Here is a 19,098-nt window from a genome sequence, read left to right on the forward strand (position 1 = left end):
CTTTTTGGTTTAGTATTTTGATATTTTGTATTTTATACACTTTTCAACAATATAGCAAGAGATAATTCTACATCTTCTCTTTTATTTTCCTTCTGTTTTTTTCTCCTGCTGACTCTTCCGTTCACTTATTTTTGATTTTTGTCCATATTTTCTCTCATTTTTGTCTTTAATTTTAAATCATCATATAGACATTTTACACCTATTTCATTATTCCGGGAGTTTTATTGCTGCGTTGAATAATCCACAAGCACAAAGCTCGCCGGATATTCTTTTTTTGAAGCTGCCAAGGCATCCTGCAGATTGGCTGTATGCCCGGTCTTTGCCGAATACATATCACCAGCAATATAATCCATGCCACTTGCCGTATAATCATATACTTCAAACGTTACATCAAATGATGCCTTGTCCTGATACATTTGCGCAAATTCCTGATACTCCGCTCCCGTGTCATCCGAATCCGATATATCCCAATCATTTATATTCGTTCTTGTCATATAGCCGCTGCATCCCGCAAACAAAGCAAATTGTCCTGTATAATGTGCATATGTCCCATTCATTGTCACAAGCAGATCATGATCAGTCTTATTTTCAACATAAAAGATTGGATAAGCATTAAATGAGCTTCTCTCCGGTGCATTATGCACTTCGGCTCCTATATAAGTAATACGCAATTCGTCGTTGTCAACAAGTACCTGATCCGTTTCCGCCGGTGTCCGTGTATAAGCCTTCGCCTGCGTCTCTTTATCCTCTGTAAAATCAATCTCCTGCACGCTATGATCCTGCAGGACCGGCTCTGCCAGTTCTCCTTCTGTATAGACCGCGAGCTCGATTTTTGCCCGGGTCATCGGATCTCTGCCTGCCTTGTATGGCATGATTCCATTGCAGTTATTTGCACAGATTTCCATATTTTCCCGTCCCGGATCTAAGTACCACCAGTTTGTTGCTTCCCAGTCATAATCCATACATTCATCGTTTACACTCCGGATTTGCAGGTCATAATAAACCAGTTTATCCGTCTTATTTGTCACCGTATAATAAATGAGACAGTCTTCCCCCGTCCATGCTTCCGGATCCAACTGATACATCGGCATTTCTTCCTCGCTTGGAACATAGCCCTGTTCATATACACGTTTGATTGTCAATGTTATATACTCATCATCGCAGACGGTTATCTCTACCGGACGGTAATGGTTGCCTGTATCCGGTTTTTTGTTGTGTGTAAGGATACCGGCTGTCACACCTCCGGCAACAAGTGCAGCCGCTGTCACACCTGCAATCACCTTTGCCTTTAACGTCTGAAAGAGGCCTTTTATTCCTGCTTTTCCTGCTACACCCGCTGCCTTCGTGGCTGCAACTGCTGTTCCTGTACCAGTGGCAGTCCCCGTAGCCGCTCCCGCTGCACTTCCACCGATTGCCGATGCGGTACTCGTCGATGCAACAGCACCTGCTACACCTGCCGCTGTACCCGCAAGTCCCGCTGCCCCGGCAAATATATTGGCAAGCACGTTCGGAATCACAAGTGACTGTGATTCTGCAACAAAAATTGCAGTAAGCAATGCCACACTTCCAGATGAGTACAGCTTGATGCCGCTCGTATTCTCATAATCCTGCACGCCCTGCTTGATCTTGCCTCGCGCTGCGGACAGACGATATTTTACCGTGCCTTCCGGGCACTCCATACATGCCGCGATCTCCGGTACGCTCATCCCGTCAAAATAATATAAAATAATCGTCTGGTACTGCACTGCTGACAGCTCTTCCTGCATAATCGTCAAAATGATCTTTCGTTTTTCGGCATTCAGCACATAGCTTTCCGGCAGGAAATTGTCATTTTCCTCCAGCAATTCTGTATCGATACTGTTTTCTTCTATCGGCTCCGGGATCTTCTTCATCAGAAAATCCTTGCATTTGTTCACGGCAATCTGGTTTAACCATGCCACAATCCGCTCCGGGTTTTCAAGCTGTTGCAGATGCGTGAGTGCCGTGATGTATGTATCCTGCATCACATCCAGCGTATTTTGTTCGTTCTTCAAAAAGCTGAACGCCGTATAATACACCTGCCGGTATGTTGCCTGATAAATCTCCTCAAACGCCTGCGTGTCTCCGTTTATAACACGGGTTATCAATTTCTGAATTTGTTCCATATGTTTATTCCTTTCTTCCTTATTATACTATATAGACGTTATATGCGCACCTTCGGTTGGGTTTTTTCAAAATTTCTTGAAATCCATCGTTTTATGGGTCTTTCGTTGACTTCTACATTTTTCTTTGCTAAACTCACATCATAGATATTAAAGTAATTTGAGGAGTTTTGCAATGGACAGCAAAATATTAAAATATTTCAAGAAAAACCATATTCAGATTGAAGATATCAAATATCTGACACGTGTTGATGGTAAAACGTGTATTCACACGATGGATGATCAGACATTCCTTACTTATATAACAATCAAAGACTTTTTTGAATCATTGGAACTGCATGATTTTATCTGTGTAAACAAAGGGATTGTCGTTGCCAAAAATCAGATTAATTATATTGCGGATGGCATCTATCATATGCTCGATGGTGCCGAATTCCACGGAAGGAAACGCACGGCCGCTGCACACAAAAAGCTGAATGCGACCTTACACCAAAGCATTGCAGACAGCATCGAGACAGTGGTCGATATCCGAAACCGGTTTTCGATTCTGGACAATATGCCGATTGCCTTTTGTGTGATTGAGCTTATATTCAACAACAACGGACATGGGATTGATTTTGTATTCCGTTATTGCAACAATGAGATGGCAGTTATCGAAGGAAAAACCCTCGAAGAAATGATGAATCATTCTTTCTTCTCAGTATTTCCAAATGCTGACAAAAAATGGCTGGTTGCATATACCGATGTCGCAGTCAATGGCAGCAGCCGTTACATCCGCGATTATAGCCCGGAAATAAACAAAGAGATTTTTGTGCGCTGTTTTCAGCCACTCGAAGGGTTTTGTGCCTGTCTTCTGACGCCGGTGGATGACCTGAACAAGGCGCTTCCTGCCACACATCTTCCCAACCGTTAACCGGCACCTATCACAACCGTTTGACACATACTGATCAAAGTTCACGGAGAGGCGATATGAAACATTCTTTCAATCAAAACAGCAGTTTGAATTCAAACAGGAAACGAAGCCAAACGATTCTCATCGGAATCGTTTCTTTTCTTGTTCTCACGTTTCTGGAAGTTTTTTTACTTTCCGCTGTTTCCCTGATTCCGCGTTCTGCCATCCGGAAGCATACGCAGGAGTCAGCGGAATATCTACTGGAAAAGCCGGTCTTTTACCGTGTAGTAAAACAGGATCCTGCCTCTAACATCGACCACTATGCGGATGCGATCCTTCTGAATATCCTATATCACTTTGATTCGGCTCATCCGGTTACCTCACCGCTTACCGCTTCTTATTATTATACAGAAACGCACAACGAAAATGAGAATCTCTATACAGCAGTAACCTCCAACGTAACACCTACCTACGATTATTTCCGGTATTGGCATGGTTCAACTATTTTCATACGTCCATTGCTAACGATATTAAACATCCGGCAGATCTATATCTTTTTTGCCATTACACTGGCAATACTATTTGTTGTTTTATTTACGCAACTGACGAAATCCGGACACATATTCTGTGCCCTGGCTATGTCCGTTGCGCTTTTGTCGGTATCGTTCTGGTTTATACCTATGAGTCTCGAATACATCTGGTGCTTTCTGATCATGTTTATTGCAAGCATCCTTACGATATTCTCTTACCAAAAGAAACAGGAGGTATCTGGGCTGTTCTTCCTGCTTGTCGGGAATATCACCGCATATTTTGATTTCTTGTCAACCGAGACAATTACACTCCTTTTTCCGCTTGCATTGTTACTTGTCCTGATGCAGAAAAATAACCGGTTATGCGATGCAAAAACCGGTTTTAAAATCATTCTGTCGCGTTCTGTCTGCTGGGGCATCGGCTATCTGGCTTCCTGGATTGCCAAATGGAGCATTACATCGATTGCTCTGAACAGAAATATCTTTGCACAGGCTTTATCATCCGCCTCCACACGGGTAAACGGAGATGCCGGCAGCCTGCATGGACCGGCGCTTTCTATAAATGCATTTCTACGGAATATCGCATGTATATTCCCGTTTAATTTCATGAAAGGATACGGATATATCGCCGCAATCGGTGTTTTTTTATTATTGTTAATGGTGTATTATCTGTTCCGAAAGAACGAAAAAAAGAATTATATGCCATGGTTATTCACAGTTTTATACTGTATTCCGTATATCCGGTTTCTGACACTTGCAAACCACGCCTTTTTGCATTATTTCTTCACTTACCGGGCGCAATTTGCAAGTATCTTCTGTCTCTGCATGATCTCCTATTACGGAGTGGACTGGAAGCTTGTGTCTAAAAAATTCTTAAAGCCCCGCAAACGCCATCGTACTAACACAAGGAAATCATAACAAACCCGAATATTCATATAGCTTCATCTCTGAGACCGCATCTATCTTTGCGTCTCAAAGTCCTTCACGTTCGTGCTATATTTTCTTGCCATTTCTTCTGTAATCTTCTGTTCACGAACCAGACGTTTCAAATCTGCATTCAGTGTATGCATACCAAGCGCCGCACCACCCTGCATAGAAGATACGATCTGATGTGTCTTATTCTCACGAATCTGGTTTGCAATCGCATCGGTATTGATCAAGATCTCCGTTGCCATTGCCATTCCGGTCCCATCCTCCATTGGAATCAGCTGCTGTGTTACGATACCCCGGAGTACATTCGCAAGCTGGGTACGTGCCTGTGACTGTCCATGTGCCGGATATGCATCGATAATACGTTCAATCGTCTGTGCCGCACTCGTTGTATGTAATGTAGAAAGCACAAGATGTCCTGTTTCTGCAGCCGTAATTGCCGCACTGATTGTCTCATAATCACGCATCTCGCCTACCAGGATAATATCCGGATCCTCACGCAGAGACGAACGGAGTGCCTTTGCGAACGAATCGACATCTCTTCCGACCTCTCTTTGATGTATCATGGATTTTGCATGATAATACACATACTCGATCGGATCTTCAATCGTCATAACATGTTTTGCCTGTTTCTGATTTACATAATCAATCATAGATGCAAGCGTGGTTGTCTTACCGCTGCCGGTTGGTCCTGTGATAAGTATCAGTCCGCGCGGTTCCAAAATCAGTTTCCGTATTGCATCCGGAACATGTAATTCCTGAAATGTCGGAATCTTCGAACGCAGGATACGATATGTCGCTGCGATATTATTTCTCTGATGGTAGATATTGGCACGCAGTCTTGTACCATCTTTTGTCATCAGAGCAAAATCCAGATCCTCGCCCGCCTTTACCTGTGCAATCTGTTCCTCGTTAAGTTCGCTGAAGATAAGTTCCGTCGCTTCCTCTGCCGATGGTGCCGGCTCCATGATCTCCAGGTTTCCAAACCGGCGAAGCGCAATATTTGTACCAACTGTCACATGTACATCAGACGCTTCTTCTTTTTTTGCATAATCAATCAGTTTGCGAAATGTCATTCCCATTTTTCACCCTCCATTTTTCAGTGCTTTTTCAAATGCTTTTACCGGATTTCTTCTCCCGGTTTTTTCTTTGCCTTCTTGTCCTCGTACATTCTCTCATCTGCGAGCTTCAAAAGTGCTGCATAATCATACTCTTTTTCACCATATGCGACACCAACCGCAACAACACAGTCAATACCATCGTCTGCCATATTCAATCTTGCGAGTTCTTCTTCCCAGCGTTGCCTGATTTTATCCGTCTCCGTCTTAGATATATTTTCTGCAACAAGAAGGAACTCATCGCCACCCATACGGAATGCATGTACGCGGTTGCTTGTTACCTTTCGGAAACTGTTTGCCGCCTTGATAATCAGCTTATCTCCTGCCTCATGACCGAACTGGTCATTCATCTTCTTTAAATTGTTTACATCAAAGTTAAAGATTGCAATAGAATCCAGGGATTGGAACTCTTTTTCAGCCATCTCCAGATATTTTGCCTTGTTATAAAGTCCGGTTAATCCATCATGCTCACTTGCATATACCAATTTCTCGCGCATAACTCCATTTTCAATATACAGACTGATTACGCTTTTTAATGTTGATTCATTCATGGACTCCCAATCCATATTCGGCCATACTCCAAGGTAAAGCGCATATCGCTGTCCGGAAACCTCACCACTTACGAGCATCCGGTATGTACTGTCATCCTTCGCCCCATTTAACCGAAGAATCTCCTGAACCTTCTCATCAAAACTTCCAAACAACACATCATCTTCGCAGCTACTCTCAAACAGCTCTGCCACACCCGCATCATAGCCGATCCGGTCATTACTGTACACATTTCCCATCTTATTATAAGTGATGACATCCATGACCGCATCTCTTTGAATCATAAAATAAGCTTTGCTTGTATTAAAATAATCCGCAAGCATCGGAAGCAGCTCATAATACGTCTCTGACAGCTTCTCTAAAACCGTAGTCTGGAACTTTGACAGCTTTCGGAAAAATCCCATATATTTTGTGATATCACGATTCAACCCCATATATTCCGTGATGTCGGTAATCTGGTGTATCTTATATTTTTTTCCTTCTTTTTGAAAAAGTCCGGAATTGAATTTGAAATATTTTTTTGTGTTTGTATCAATATATTCCCATTCAACAGCATCCCCGTCAATTTCCAATGCCGGGCAATCGTCATTCCATACAAAAATCTCTTCTGCATCCATGCCAACGACAGCATCTCCGTACTTTTTCCGGAAATAAGAATCCGCATATACAATCTCTGCAGACCCCTCTGCAACAATTGTAATTCCTCCTACTTTGTCAGTCATAAACTGTACAATTTCTTCTTTGAAATCCATAGTAACCTCCCTTTTTGCTATACATCCACGTTTCAGACTCTGCTATGCAAATGTCAGAATATCTGCAAAACCTGTCATCTCAAATACTTCCATTACATCACCAATCACATTTTTTACAACCATAGATCCGCCTAATCCATTCATCTTCTTCTGTGCCCAAAGAATCGCACGAAGTCCGGAACTTGCTACATAATCGCAAGCCCCCATGTCAAGTTCAAATTCTTTCACCGGATCTACGAGCAGCTCCTCAAGCTCCTTCATCATGATTGGTGCAGCATTCGTATCCAGACGTCCGGACACACTTACAATAAGCTTATTTCCTTCTTGTTCCTTTTTCAGTTCCATAATATCCTCCTACTCCGGCAGCTTATATCTGCCATTTTTTAATCATTGTAACTATATTTTCTTGTTGCTTATATTCATAGGACACGATATCCATGATAGTTTTCACCATGTAAATACCAAGTCCGCCGATTTCTCTTTCATCCGCAGATAGCGTGATATCCGGGTCTTCCTTCGCAAACGGATCAAACGGCACGCCCTGATCCCGCATACAGATGCAGACTTCATTTTCTGTTTCATATGCTTTTCCTTCTAATTCAATCGTGCAGTTTCCACCCCGTGAACCATATGCGTAATTTACAACGTTGGCATACAGCTCTTCCACGCAGAGCAGAATCTTCATTACAATCTTCATCGGACACGCATAATCATCCAGGAACGCTTCGACAAACGAAGTGACCTTATCCAGATTTTCCATTGACGCTTCTACTGTAATTATCTTTTTATTTTCCAATCGCCACGCCCTCCATCACAGACTTTCCAGAAAATCCAGTGATTTCCGGATCTTTTCCATGCTGTTTACCTCAATTAATACGGTTGCATCCGGAAAATAGTTTTCATAATAATTCTTAAACAGCTTCCAGTCGATCTTCCCATCTCCCACAGCCAGATGCAGGTCCTGTCTGAAATCGTTGTCGTTGATATGAAGATGCTTTACATATGGTGCCAATGTCCGCACCCACAATCCAATCTCATCCGGATTTCCAAACACATGGGCATGGGCATAATCAAAGCAGACACCGAAATTCTTATATCCTTTTAGTTCCTCTGCAAGTCCCGCAAGCAGTTCCGGTGTATCATCAAACATATTTTCCATGTAAATCTGTATGTCCGGATATTTTAACAGCTTCTCACTCCAATATGCGGCATTCTTCTTCACAAAACTGTCCCGATAACTGTCTGTCTTAAAATTAGCAATATAATTCGTATGAAATACAACACCCTTTGCACCAAGGCGCTTCGCTATCGTCAGACTCTGTTCCACGCGATAGTCCGATGCCCGTGCAATCAGCGAATCATCGGAAAACACCGTCACATCCAGGAAAGCTCCATGCAAGGTACAATAACCGGGCATTCCGGACATCTGTTCATACCCTGCTATCACTGTGTCCAGTTGTTCTGTATCATCCAGCAGCTTCGGGATAAAAAAATCATTGTATTCAAATCCAAGATCCATCCGGTCTGCGAGCTTTGTATACGAAGAAAGCTCCGCTCGATCCGGGATGATCAGTATTTTCTTACATCTCATGTTGCACGCTCCCCCTTTATACCGGTTACTGCATAGACAAATACTTCGTTCGACTTGCCCTTCAAAGGAATCGCTCCGACTTCTTCCACTTCCACACGTTCTTTCACTCTCTCATACAGAACATCGCTGATCAGGACCTGCCCTTTCTTCGCGTTCGCCTCTAACCGCGCTGCTGTATTTACGGTATCTCCGATTGCCGTAAAATCCATACGGAAATCACAGCCGATATTTCCAACAACTGCAGGACCGCAATTGACGCCGACTCCAAATCCGACACTTCTGCCAAATCGTTCCATTAACTCTCCCTCTAATGCAATTCCACCCTGTACGATATCCCATGCCGCGCATACTGCACGGAACTCATAGTCATCCAGATCAAACGGAGAATTAAACACCGCCATCGTTGCATCGCCGACAAACTTATCGAGCGTACCCTTGTTTTTGAAGATAGCTTCTGTCGTAAGTGCCAGATAACTGTTCAGGATCTCAACAACCTGCTCCGGTTCCAACACCTCCGACATCGTTGTAAATCCCCGGATGTCCACAAACAGTACTGCAATATCCCGGTTCTCACCGCCAAGCTTGATATGAAAATCCCCTTTCTTCGAGATTTCATCCACAATCTCCGGTGCGACATATTTCTTGAATGCTTTTAATACCCTCTTCTGCTTCAGCTTCTCCAGAATATAACCGATTGCCAGGCAATATATGTAGGAGACAATCAGCACAAGCGGTGCATAAATCAGACTGATGGCAATTCCATTGTTATTAAGTATTACACCTGCAATCAGGTTTGCTGCCACCCCTGCAATCAGCAATATTGTTGACAGCCAGATCTTCGTCCGTTTGAACATAAAATGCAGAATCGCACAGACAAACCCGGTCAACAAACCGAATAAGAACGGATTTCCATTCACGGAAAACCGGTTCTGCATAAATGCCTGCAGGATATTCGCATGGATTTCTACTCCGTACATCTGCTGATTGCCACCGTTTGGCACGTTGAAGTTATCCTGCATACCTGCCGCATATGCACCGACTAAAACAATGCTGTCTTTGAATACGCGGGTATCAATCTTTCCCTGTAACACATCTACAAGAGAGATACACTCATAATCACCCGGCTTGCCGGAATAATTAATCAAGGTACGTCCGGTCTTGTCCGATGCAATTGTATTGATTGTCTGTCCTGTCTTCTCACAGTAACGCTCATAGATTGCCTGTGGGAACATCGTCTGTTCCTGTCCTGCATAGCTTTCTTTCATCAATACACGCCGGACTGTACGATCCGAATCTTGCGATACATTTGTATAAGCGCATGTCACTTCCGCCCGGAGTGCTTCGTATGGATAGATAATCGTATCGATCGGATAATACTTCACACCATCTGCATCAAACTCAGGCTTTTCCTTGTAGATCAGCTGGGATGCCACAACTACATTTCCACTCTTTTTTGCTGCATTTGCAAACGCTTCATCCCCTGCTTCATCCACATTTCCGGAGAAAATGATATCGAATCCGACAACTGCCGGCTTTGAAGCTTCGTCTGCATTCAATAGTTCCAGCAAATCTGCATAGTACTGTCTGGACCATGTTCCAATCGGTCCAAGCTCCTCTAAGGTGCGCTCGTCGATTCCGATGATCTTGATATCTCCTGACACGCCCCGCGGTCTCTGGTATAGTGCATCTTTCACAATATAATCAAGTGGTGAAATCAAATTGCTGATTGTCATCAGAAGCACAAGCAGCCACACAATCACCGCTTCCAATAAATCCCGAATAATACTCTTCATAAACCCCTCTTATGTACTTTCTTATTTCCTGCTTAAATACACCATCGTAATATCGTCCGCCTGCATCTCCCCGTCCGCAAATGCATCTACTTCGTCATACATGGCATCGACAAATGCATCTGCATCACCGGCCATTTCTCTGTGACGGTTTAACATGCTTGTCAGATTTGCGTCTCCAAGCAGCTCCTGTTTCGGGTTTAACGCCTCTGTCACACCATCCGTATACAGATATATACAATCCCCCTTTGAAAGCTCCAGATACTGCTCCCGGTATGGAACATCCTCCATCATCCCAAGCACCATATTCGCCTTCGCCGTTATCATCTGAAACTCCCCATCTGCCTTCTGCACAAACGGAAGATTATGTCCTGCATTGATAAATGTAACCCGGTTTGTTTCAAGATCCAGCACACAGATAAACGCGGTTACAAACATCATTGCTTCATTCTTATAGCATAACTGGTTATTGGCCCGGATTGCGACCTCTGCAAGCGGAAGTCCCAGTGTAGCATAGTTCTTGATATGGGTCTTTGCCATACTCATGAACATCGCCGCCGGAACGCCTTTCCCCGATACATCCGCAATCAGAAAACACATATGTGTCTCATCAATCATAAACATATCATAGAAATCTCCACCAACCTCTTTCGCCGGACGCATTCTGGCCGTCAATTTTACAGCTTCTAACCGGTTAAAGCATGAAAAATCATTCTCCAGGCATCCGGTCTGTATCTGCGTGGCAATCGCAAGCTCTGATTTGATACGCTCCCGTTCGGAAACAAGCTTTGTTGTTTTTGTGTAGAGCATATTCATAAATGTGCCATAGACCTTACGATTCTCAAATGCGATTTCATCAAACAGCTTTTTGGAGATATTCGCACAGACAACTTCTCCGCGTGCACGCACAGTCGCTGCACGAATATCATCGTTGATCAGCCCAAGCTCCCCGATGAAATCTCCGACCGAGAGTGTATTGATCAGGGCATTCGATGAACTGTACACATCCGCGCTTCCTTCTAATATGATATACATTCCATCATCGCTTTCCTGCCCATATGTCACAATATCCTGCCCGGAAGGAATCCGTACCTCCTTCATCGCGTTCAAAAATGCCTTCGTGCCATCGCTGATGGTTCCCTTGTTTGTGATCTGGAAAAATTCCTGTATCGTTGTAACCTTTTTTAACCGTTCAATATCCATGTGTATCCCCCTGTATTATTTCCACTCGATTGTAATATCTTCCATCACAGGCTTTGAGAAGTCATAATCCCAGCTTCCGCCTGCCTCCGGCATAAGAGATGGTTCCTGTGCACAGGCGCCCGCCTTCACGGTCTGGGTTCCGAACACCGTGCCGTTATACATAAAGGTTACCGTATATTCGCTCTTCTGATTCGTTGTTTCGGTTGTTTCTTCTTTCAACCCCAGTTCTTCCTTTAATTCTTCGATTAACGCACCAAACCGTTCACTGACTGCCTGCGGTAACTTAGAAAAATCAATCGGTTCCACATCTCCCATATAATCCGTGTTCTTATCATCCTGATAGATGATCACCTCGTATCCATGTTCAATCAGCACTTCCTGTTCGCTGACCGAACCATCCGCATATACAAGCCGGGAAGCCACTTTCCCTTCCAACGTAGAAACCTTTGTATAGCAGACACCTGCTTCATCATACGTCACCTCTACCCGGAATACGGTTCCCCGCACCGCCATCGTCGCATTCGGTGTATTCACCTCGTACGAAGATTCTGTACTAAGCTTATTCTGGATTTCATTCGTGATTGCTCCCTTCGTAAGTTCGATGGCTGTCTTACTGTTTTCATCCGTTCCTTGTGCAATCAGCTTAAATTCCGTATTTTCTTCCACATATACGTACTTATCTTCATCCAGCTTGAGTGTCATGCTCCCGGCATCCACACGTACGGTATCGCCTGATTTCAGAAGCATGTTTGCATATGGTTCGAGATCATCCACGCCATCCCGCTGTACAAATGCGGCTCCTTCGACCTCATAAATCTTAATCACACGATAAGAATCCTTCTTCTTTGTAATCAGCAATATAATTGCAACAGCCGCTGCGATCACCAGGATTGCAACAGCAATTATAAGCCAACGTCTGCTTTTCTTTTTCTCCATCCTCTTCTCCCACATTCTACTTAAAATAAGTGAAAAAAACACAATTTAACTGATAAAATTTTAACAAAACACCAAATATATGTCAATTGCAACTCATCTTTATTTATATTTTTAATTGATTTTATCAATTAAAGTTCATTTTTCACGCTCTTTATTACGTTGTTTGACTTTTCTGATTGTATATGATAATTTTTGCTCATAGAACACGAAAAATATGGAGAATATATGAAGCAATTATCTAATTTTGATCCGGAATTTACAATTTTATTGCCCTGCTTAAATGAGCGTCGGACACTGCCTCTATGCATACGGGAAATCCAGAAGTTTCTTTCAGATGCAGATGTATCTGCTGAAATTCTGGTTGCAGATAACGGAAGCACAGATGGTTCTCCGGCAATTGCTAAAAAAATGGGAGCCCGTGTTATTTCTGTTGCCAGACAAGGTTACGGGAACGCCCTGTCAGGTGGGATTAACGCTGCGAGAGGCAGATACATTATCATGGGCGATTGTGATTACAGCTATGATTTTTCTGGTCTGCAGCCGTTTGTCGATGCCCTCCGGGAAGGATATGATTTCGTCATCGGCAATCGTTTTTCCGGAACAATGGAGAAGCGTGCCATGCCTTTTTTGCATCGATATCTAGGGATTCCTATGCTCTCTTATCTGGGCAGGAAACGATTTCATACATTTATTTACGATTTTCATTGTGGCCTACGCGGTTTTTCCACAAATGCTATTCGTGGTCTGCATCTGCAGTGTACCGGAATGGAATTTGCAACAGAAATGATTGCCGGTTTTGCAAATGGAAAGCACAAGATCAAAGAACTTCCTATCAACTTTCGCTGTGACAAAAGAAAAGGTGCCTCACACCTCAGAACATTTTCTGATGGTGTCCGACACCTTTACTTTATTATCTGCAAAAAACCGTTAAAATAAATTTCCGCTGATTATTCTTATTGCTTTCCAAACTTATAGGAACCATCTTTTTTCACATAGAATTCTGTTCCTCCGCTATAAGATGTGCTGTCTCCTGCTACTTTCCAGTTTCCGGTTCCAAGCTTATACCCATTTCCTGTTTCCAGATTAACCAGAACTCCCTCTGGGATTATCCCTGTTTTCATCCAGGCCGCTGCGACCGTTACAAGAATTGTCTTTTTATTTCCAGCTACATCAACTGCTGTAATCTCATATTTTTTCTTTCCATTATTGGAACCAAGCTGTAGAACAAATTCTGTTCCATCTAAATTCTGTAATACTCCATTTACATATACCTGACTCAAATAGTCATCCTGAATCACAAGCTTCTGTGAATCTCCATAATATGTTTTTCCATGTTCCAGATTTACGGTTGGCGCGCCTTGTTTGATCTTGATTGCCTCTATGGATATTGCATCTGTCATTTCACCATCTGCATTTCTCAGATAAAAGACGGTTTCTGACTGGGAATTCCGAATCGTCAGAGACTCCACATAAGTACCATTTAACTCCGTAGATATCATATATCCTTTCGCCGGTTTTACCACTACATTTGAAGTATAATACCCATTTTCTCCTTTTGTTCCGACCAGAGTATATGGCGGTTCCGGTGTTTCCAGATACTTGATTGAAAAATCTGTCGTGGCAACAGCTTCCCCATACGCCTCTGTCTCTGCAAAGGTCGCCCGGACTGTATAGTTTCCGACTGCAGTTGGAACTGTCTGGCTATATGTCGTATCATCGGATGTCGCTTCCTTATACTCGATCACAGCAGTCTTTTCTGTGTTGGTCGATGTTTCAGCTTTGGGATCTGGCTTTGTACCATAATTCACATCACCTTGTTCGACGCTTGCAACGCCTTCCCCTTTCACTATAACCTTTGTCGCTGCACTGACCTTCTTCTCATCTGTTTCTTTATAACGAAAATACCAGGTGCCAGGCTCCATAGCTAACGTTCCACTATCCGTAATTCCTGTTACCTGCGTCCATGTATCAGATGTTTCGCTTACAGCATATTCCATATCTTCTGTTACACCGGTTACCTTCTTCACCCCACCGTCAAGTCCGGCAGGAGCATCCTGTGTTCCCCGTGCATTTGCTGCAGGCAGTGAAATCTGAATATCCTTTTTTTCATCCGCAAAAGTATATGCAAGTTTTATTTCCTTCGCATTTACCCGTGTTATATCCAGTGTTCCGCTTCCACCAGTCACCGTCGCCTGATAATCTTCCGGAAAATAATAATCATCCTTTGCCAGATATACTGCCACAGCCTGCTCGCCATACATATATGCTTCTGATGTAAATGGAGTCTCTACCGTCATGGTAGCTGCAGCTGCATCATCCATCATAGCTCTCACAGTATTACCTGCAAGTTCCGTGATTTTCTGTTCTGTTGCAGACGAAATACTGTACACATGATCCTTATAATTTACCTGTACAGTATTTCCATCCTGTACAGTTAAAGCTGTATCCTTTGTAACCCCCAGTTTTTCTCCTGTATAGCCTTTTCCCAGCTGTAATGCCCCTGATACCGTAAGCATACCGTTGCCCGATACATTTACGGTGCCCTTTAGCTGACTTATCTCATGGCTTCCGGATACGACAAGATCTGCACCATTCGTTCCTTCGGCAGTCAGGGATGTAATCGTTCCTCCTGCATAGTTAATGACCGGATTCGTCCCTGTATAATTTTTTACATTCAAAGAAGAAATCGTTCCTGCATTCATGTTGACTGTCGCAGCGCTGTCAGAATATCCAGGATTATCAACATTCAGGGTATCTATCGTTCCTCTATTTGTCAAAGTGTATGTCGAACTATATGTCGCGGATGTAATATGTCCGGCATTTGTAATGTTGACTGAACTTTGAAGATCCTGGATGCTGGCTCCCGCCTGATTATCAACTTCTATGTTTCCTTCAATTTTACCGATGGATCCTCGATTGACAATCGTTCCACCAGATCCAAACACCGTTCCGGTGATATTTCCGGCAGATGAAACAGTCAGCGTGCAACCAGTCACAACATAGTCACGATTGTCTTCCGTTGAAATCGTCGTATCCCCCGTAACATTAATTGTTTCTGCAACTACACGCACGGCATCCACGCCAAACAATTCTACAATCATCACAACCACTAATATAATCGCTTTTAACGCCCGAATTCGTTTCTCCATAGATTGTACCTCTCCCGCATACAACAAACTCTAGTTTCTTATGATAAACTTTACCATAATCATCAAATGTATGTCAAACAAATTCAATTTTAAGTTGATGCATTTCATCTTGGCATTGTATTAAACTCAATTTTTTGTTCTTTAATAGACTTTTGAATTGAAATAATACGCAATTTTTCTTACCGTCAGGCGTTGCCGGAGCCGCCTTTCTAATCATTTATATCTCTCATCACAATCTGCGCGTCGTACTGCTTCATGGTTGGATCTAAAATCTCTTTTATTGAATTATTATGGGAGACGCCATACACATTATCGTTGATATATTCCCCATAGCTTTCCGTGTAATCATACACCTTGAATGTCACATCAAATGGTGTCTGCGCCCGGATAATCTTCCCATCCAGTATCGCGGTTCCTTCCACTTCTATCTTTAAGTCATGGTCCGTCCTATTTTCCACATAGAAATATGGATTATTTGAAAATGCATTTTTGTCAAGCTCGTCAATGATATAGGAGTTAATGTACGTAATCCGCACCTGATCATTATCCACGACTACCTCGTCCCCTTCTTTTGGTTTTCGTTCATAGTTCGGAGCAATCTTGTTCTTGTCTGTAAAATACACATCCTGTATTTCATAGTCAAGCTGTTCTGCAACGCCCGCGTCATTCATCATCCATCCATTCTTATGTAGATTATTTTTCACTGTGTTGCGTACAATATTGCTCTCCGTGTTCCAGAGATCTTCTTTGATTGGATATTCGACTTCTTCCTGATCCGGAATATTTTCCATATGTATGTTTCCTTTCTCGCCTATAAGTTTTGTACAGCCCTTCATCTTATAGATGATTTAAGTGGTGATTTGGTTGGTTTTTCCTCAAAATCTTCTCATAGATTTCCTCAACGCCCGGATATCCCGCATCCTGTATTTCTTCCTTCGCCTGTGCAAGTGCACGTTCAAAAGAGTTCTGCATTTGTTCAAACCTCCGCATTGCGATTTTCTCTCCGAGTCCAATATGCCTTGCCTCTGCGCGAAATGATTCTTTTGTAATCTTGCGAATATCCAATTCTCCATCAATTGCCATTGCCATTTGTTCTGTACTCTCTTCGTAAATCATCGTTGAGACAATGTCATATGCCGGAGCAAGTCGGATTGTCCTTCGATCCTTACCATACAGTAATCCAATATTCTTAATATGATTGTCCGTGTTCCCGATTAAATAATTAAAGATACATATATCCCATAATTTCAATTGATCTTCCACCGGATTGTCTGAATACTGCCTTAATAATGTAAACACACGCTTTAAATACGAGTCCCCTATCTTCTCATATTTCTGAGAAGCCGGAACACCGAGTGCCTGTGCAAAATCTTCCTGTTGCAACCGGAACGGAACTTTTTTACCATCTATCACCCGGCTATCTTCCTGCATCAGCCGGTCAAAACGTTTTGTCGCAAACAATATATGCTCTCCTGTTCCAACTGATATAATGAAACTTTCCGGTACATCTATTCCCAATATCTTTGCTGTACGCAGACATAGTTGTTCATTTGCAACGATTCCGCTCAGCCGAACATGGCTTTGCTTTACAATATGTGTACTTGGTGCCGTCCCAAACGGCATATACCATCCATCTTTATTATCATAATATAAACCTGTTTTTCCGGACGCACCAGTCAATGATAAATGTGCCTTTGCCAGAAACTGGGCTGATTTTGAAGCCCCTTCTTTAGCAAATTCCAGCAATTCTTCCCTTGATATTTTTTTATACGACGGACTACATCCACCTGCACCCGGCTCACAAATCCGAACAGCACCCAGACACTCATTTCCAAGTCCCGCAAGCACAGACAAATAATCTTCCTCTGCAACATGCATCCATCCTGCCACACACCTTCTCGTATATCCTTCTGGCAGTAACCCTTCAAAATAGCATCGTGTCTCAAAGGGCGAAAAAGCATCTTCCTGAAAGGGCAAACTAATTGAAATCGGTTGATGACTTTGATTTTCCAGATAAGACTTCTCATATATAAATCTTGCATCTTCCCAAGTTTCACCCTGTATCTGTCCAGCCAGCACAAAATCCCCATCTTCTTCTATGTATACCTCTAATTTCCGCAACTCATGCTCTCCTTTCCACCGACAGATCCAATCCCAATATCATCAGAAGCTGTAATGTCTTTCCTATCTCCGCCGTCGCTTTCCCACGTTCAACATCTGAAATAAAGCTGACACTGAACCCCGTAAATTCTGCAAGAAACGCCTGTGTATAATGCAGTTCTTTTCTTCGCGTACGAATCGCTTCGCCTAATTCTTCTACACTTCTTATCTTCATATTTATCATTCCTCTTTGCCGTACGGCATAATTTTAAAATTCTTTTATAAAAATAAGCCGTTCGACTTAATTTTACTGTTGTTAGTATAATATAAGCCGTACGGCTATGTCAATTCACATTTTATTAAAATGGTCTTTTCGGATTCGCTCCATGCTCTCCAATCAGCTTCTCCATCCAGACCATATCATACCAGCGTCCAAACTTATACCCGCACTGATAGAACTGTCCGACCATGCGATAGCCAAGATGCGCATGGAATTCCACACTGTTGTTCGTCAGGTATTCGTCCTCCTTCGGCGCATAGGCGATACAGGCGTTCATGTTCAAAAATCCCTGTTCTTTCAATGCTTCTTCCAGTGCCGCATGCAGCTTCCCACCGATTCCCATATGCTTGCAGCTTTCATCTACATAGATGGACGTCTCAACTGCCCACGCATACGCTTCTCTGGCATGAAACTGCCCGGCATACGCATACCCAAGCACCTTTCCATCCTGCTTGGCAACAAGATATGGATACTTTGTTTTTGTCTGTCGGATTCGCTCGGTAAATTCCTCCAGCGTTGGTACTTCATATTCAAATGTAATGGCTGTATGTTGCACATACGGTGCATAAATGGCAAGCAGTGCGGCTGCATCTGCCTCATTTGCTTCGCGTATTTCAATCATTGCTTTTCCTCCTTGTGACAGAAGCTACATTCCCGATCATTCAAGTATATAAAATAAAAGAAAAATTGACAAGACTTCCCCTCTTCATTATAATAATGATATTATTACACTTGTAGGATTTAGGAGCTTTATCATGAAAAAAATGCCACAGATTACAGAAGCAGAATACGAAGTTATGCAAATAATATGGCATAATTATCCAATTAGCACAAATGAGATTACAGAACAGCTATTGCAGACAACTAACTGGAATCCACGTACAATCCAGACCTTAATTAAACGGCTGGCAACAAAAAATATTATTACCTATGAGAAGCAGGGACGTGTCTTTGTCTATACGCCACTGTTAAAGAAAGAGGACTATGTCAGTCAGCAAAGCAAGTCTTTCTTGGACAAATTTTTCAACGGGAATCTTTCCTCTATGGTCTCAACCTTTTTGGATCATCGAAATTTATCAAAGGCAGAAATTGATGAACTGAAATCACTACTGGAACAAGAAAACAAGGAGTAATCTC

General features: G+C 42.8%; 18 protein-coding genes. 4 read left to right on the top strand and 14 right to left on the bottom strand.

Annotation, left to right across the window (positions count from 1 at the left end; all coding sequences use genetic code 11):
* Positions 1-221: 221 nt before the first annotated feature.
* Positions 222-2,144, bottom strand: coding sequence for an RNA polymerase sigma factor (locus ACZQK9_RS05560; RefSeq protein ID WP_483269912.1), 1,923 nt, complete (start codon positions 2,142-2,144; stop codon positions 222-224).
* Positions 2,145-2,316: 172 nt separating this feature from the next.
* Here ACZQK9_RS05560 and ACZQK9_RS05565 point away from each other — a divergent pair, with 172 nt between their 5' ends.
* Complete coding sequence (locus ACZQK9_RS05565; RefSeq protein ID WP_483269913.1) at positions 2,317-3,054, top strand: LytTR family transcriptional regulator DNA-binding domain-containing protein; 738 nt, start codon at positions 2,317-2,319, stop codon at positions 3,052-3,054.
* A gap of 56 nt (positions 3,055-3,110) precedes the next feature.
* Positions 3,111-4,481, top strand: a complete 1,371-nt coding sequence (locus tag ACZQK9_RS05570; RefSeq protein WP_483269987.1) for a hypothetical protein — start codon at positions 3,111-3,113, stop codon at positions 4,479-4,481.
* A gap of 41 nt (positions 4,482-4,522) precedes the next feature.
* Here ACZQK9_RS05570 and ACZQK9_RS05575 read toward each other — a convergent pair whose 3' ends face one another.
* The 8 genes from ACZQK9_RS05575 to ACZQK9_RS05610 are packed head-to-tail and all read right to left on the bottom strand — an operon-like array spanning position 4,523 to position 12,432.
* A complete protein-coding gene (locus ACZQK9_RS05575; protein ID WP_483269914.1) occupies positions 4,523-5,575 on the bottom strand; it encodes a type IV pilus twitching motility protein PilT in 1,053 nt (350 codons plus the stop codon).
* Between the two features lie 38 nt (positions 5,576-5,613).
* Positions 5,614-6,912 carry a GGDEF domain-containing protein gene (locus tag ACZQK9_RS05580; RefSeq protein WP_483269915.1) on the bottom strand — a complete coding sequence of 433 codons (1,299 nt, stop codon included), beginning with the start codon at positions 6,910-6,912 and terminating at the stop codon, positions 5,614-5,616.
* A gap of 42 nt (positions 6,913-6,954) precedes the next feature.
* Complete coding sequence (locus ACZQK9_RS05585; RefSeq protein ID WP_178017878.1) at positions 6,955-7,257, bottom strand: anti-sigma factor antagonist; 303 nt, start codon at positions 7,255-7,257, stop codon at positions 6,955-6,957.
* A 22-nt stretch (positions 7,258-7,279) separates the two neighbouring features.
* Positions 7,280-7,708 (bottom strand): ATP-binding protein, encoded by a 429-nt coding sequence (locus ACZQK9_RS05590; RefSeq protein ID WP_483269916.1) that lies wholly within the window; start codon positions 7,706-7,708, stop codon positions 7,280-7,282.
* Positions 7,709-7,723: 15 nt separating this feature from the next.
* Positions 7,724-8,503, bottom strand: a complete 780-nt coding sequence (locus tag ACZQK9_RS05595; RefSeq protein WP_216506053.1) for a sugar phosphate isomerase/epimerase family protein — start codon at positions 8,501-8,503, stop codon at positions 7,724-7,726.
* A complete protein-coding gene (locus ACZQK9_RS05600) occupies positions 8,500-10,296 on the bottom strand; it encodes a CHASE2 domain-containing protein (RefSeq protein ID WP_483269917.1) in 1,797 nt (598 codons plus the stop codon). Before ACZQK9_RS05600 ends, ACZQK9_RS05595 begins: the two co-directional genes overlap by 4 nt.
* 21 nt (positions 10,297-10,317) lie before the next feature.
* On the bottom strand, positions 10,318-11,496 hold the full coding sequence (locus tag ACZQK9_RS05605; protein WP_483269918.1) for a SpoIIE family protein phosphatase: 1,179 nt from the start codon (positions 11,494-11,496) through the stop codon (positions 10,318-10,320).
* Between the two features lie 15 nt (positions 11,497-11,511).
* Positions 11,512-12,432: a FecR family protein gene (locus ACZQK9_RS05610; RefSeq protein WP_483269919.1), complete on the bottom strand. Its 921-nt coding sequence runs from the start codon at positions 12,430-12,432 to the stop codon at positions 11,512-11,514.
* Positions 12,433-12,657: 225 nt separating this feature from the next.
* Between ACZQK9_RS05610 and ACZQK9_RS05615 the strand changes: the two genes are divergently transcribed.
* Positions 12,658-13,368 carry a glycosyltransferase family 2 protein gene (locus tag ACZQK9_RS05615; RefSeq protein WP_483269920.1) on the top strand — a complete coding sequence of 237 codons (711 nt, stop codon included), beginning with the start codon at positions 12,658-12,660 and terminating at the stop codon, positions 13,366-13,368.
* 17 nt (positions 13,369-13,385) lie between these two features.
* Here the strand turns inward: ACZQK9_RS05615 and ACZQK9_RS05620 are convergent, their stop codons facing one another.
* From ACZQK9_RS05620 to ACZQK9_RS05640, 5 genes are all read right to left on the bottom strand, one after another.
* Entirely contained in the window at positions 13,386-15,581 is a 2,196-nt protein-coding gene (locus ACZQK9_RS05620; RefSeq protein ID WP_483269921.1) for a hypothetical protein, read from the bottom strand.
* A 209-nt stretch (positions 15,582-15,790) separates the two neighbouring features.
* Positions 15,791-16,372, bottom strand: coding sequence for a hypothetical protein (locus ACZQK9_RS05625; protein WP_483269922.1), 582 nt, complete (start codon positions 16,370-16,372; stop codon positions 15,791-15,793).
* Between the two features lie 46 nt (positions 16,373-16,418).
* Positions 16,419-17,702 (bottom strand): type II toxin-antitoxin system HipA family toxin, encoded by a 1,284-nt coding sequence (locus ACZQK9_RS05630; protein WP_483269923.1) that lies wholly within the window; start codon positions 17,700-17,702, stop codon positions 16,419-16,421.
* Position 17,703: 1 nt separating this feature from the next.
* On the bottom strand, positions 17,704-17,916 hold the full coding sequence (locus tag ACZQK9_RS05635) for a helix-turn-helix domain-containing protein (protein WP_021986435.1): 213 nt from the start codon (positions 17,914-17,916) through the stop codon (positions 17,704-17,706).
* 124 nt (positions 17,917-18,040) lie between these two features.
* A complete protein-coding gene (locus ACZQK9_RS05640) occupies positions 18,041-18,583 on the bottom strand; it encodes a GNAT family N-acetyltransferase (RefSeq protein ID WP_483269924.1) in 543 nt (180 codons plus the stop codon).
* Between the two features lie 133 nt (positions 18,584-18,716).
* Between ACZQK9_RS05640 and ACZQK9_RS05645 the strand changes: the two genes are divergently transcribed.
* On the top strand, positions 18,717-19,094 hold the full coding sequence (locus tag ACZQK9_RS05645) for a BlaI/MecI/CopY family transcriptional regulator (protein ID WP_118544690.1): 378 nt from the start codon (positions 18,717-18,719) through the stop codon (positions 19,092-19,094).
* Positions 19,095-19,098: the final 4 nt, after the last annotated feature.

Source organism: Wujia sp. (assembly GCF_056872695.1).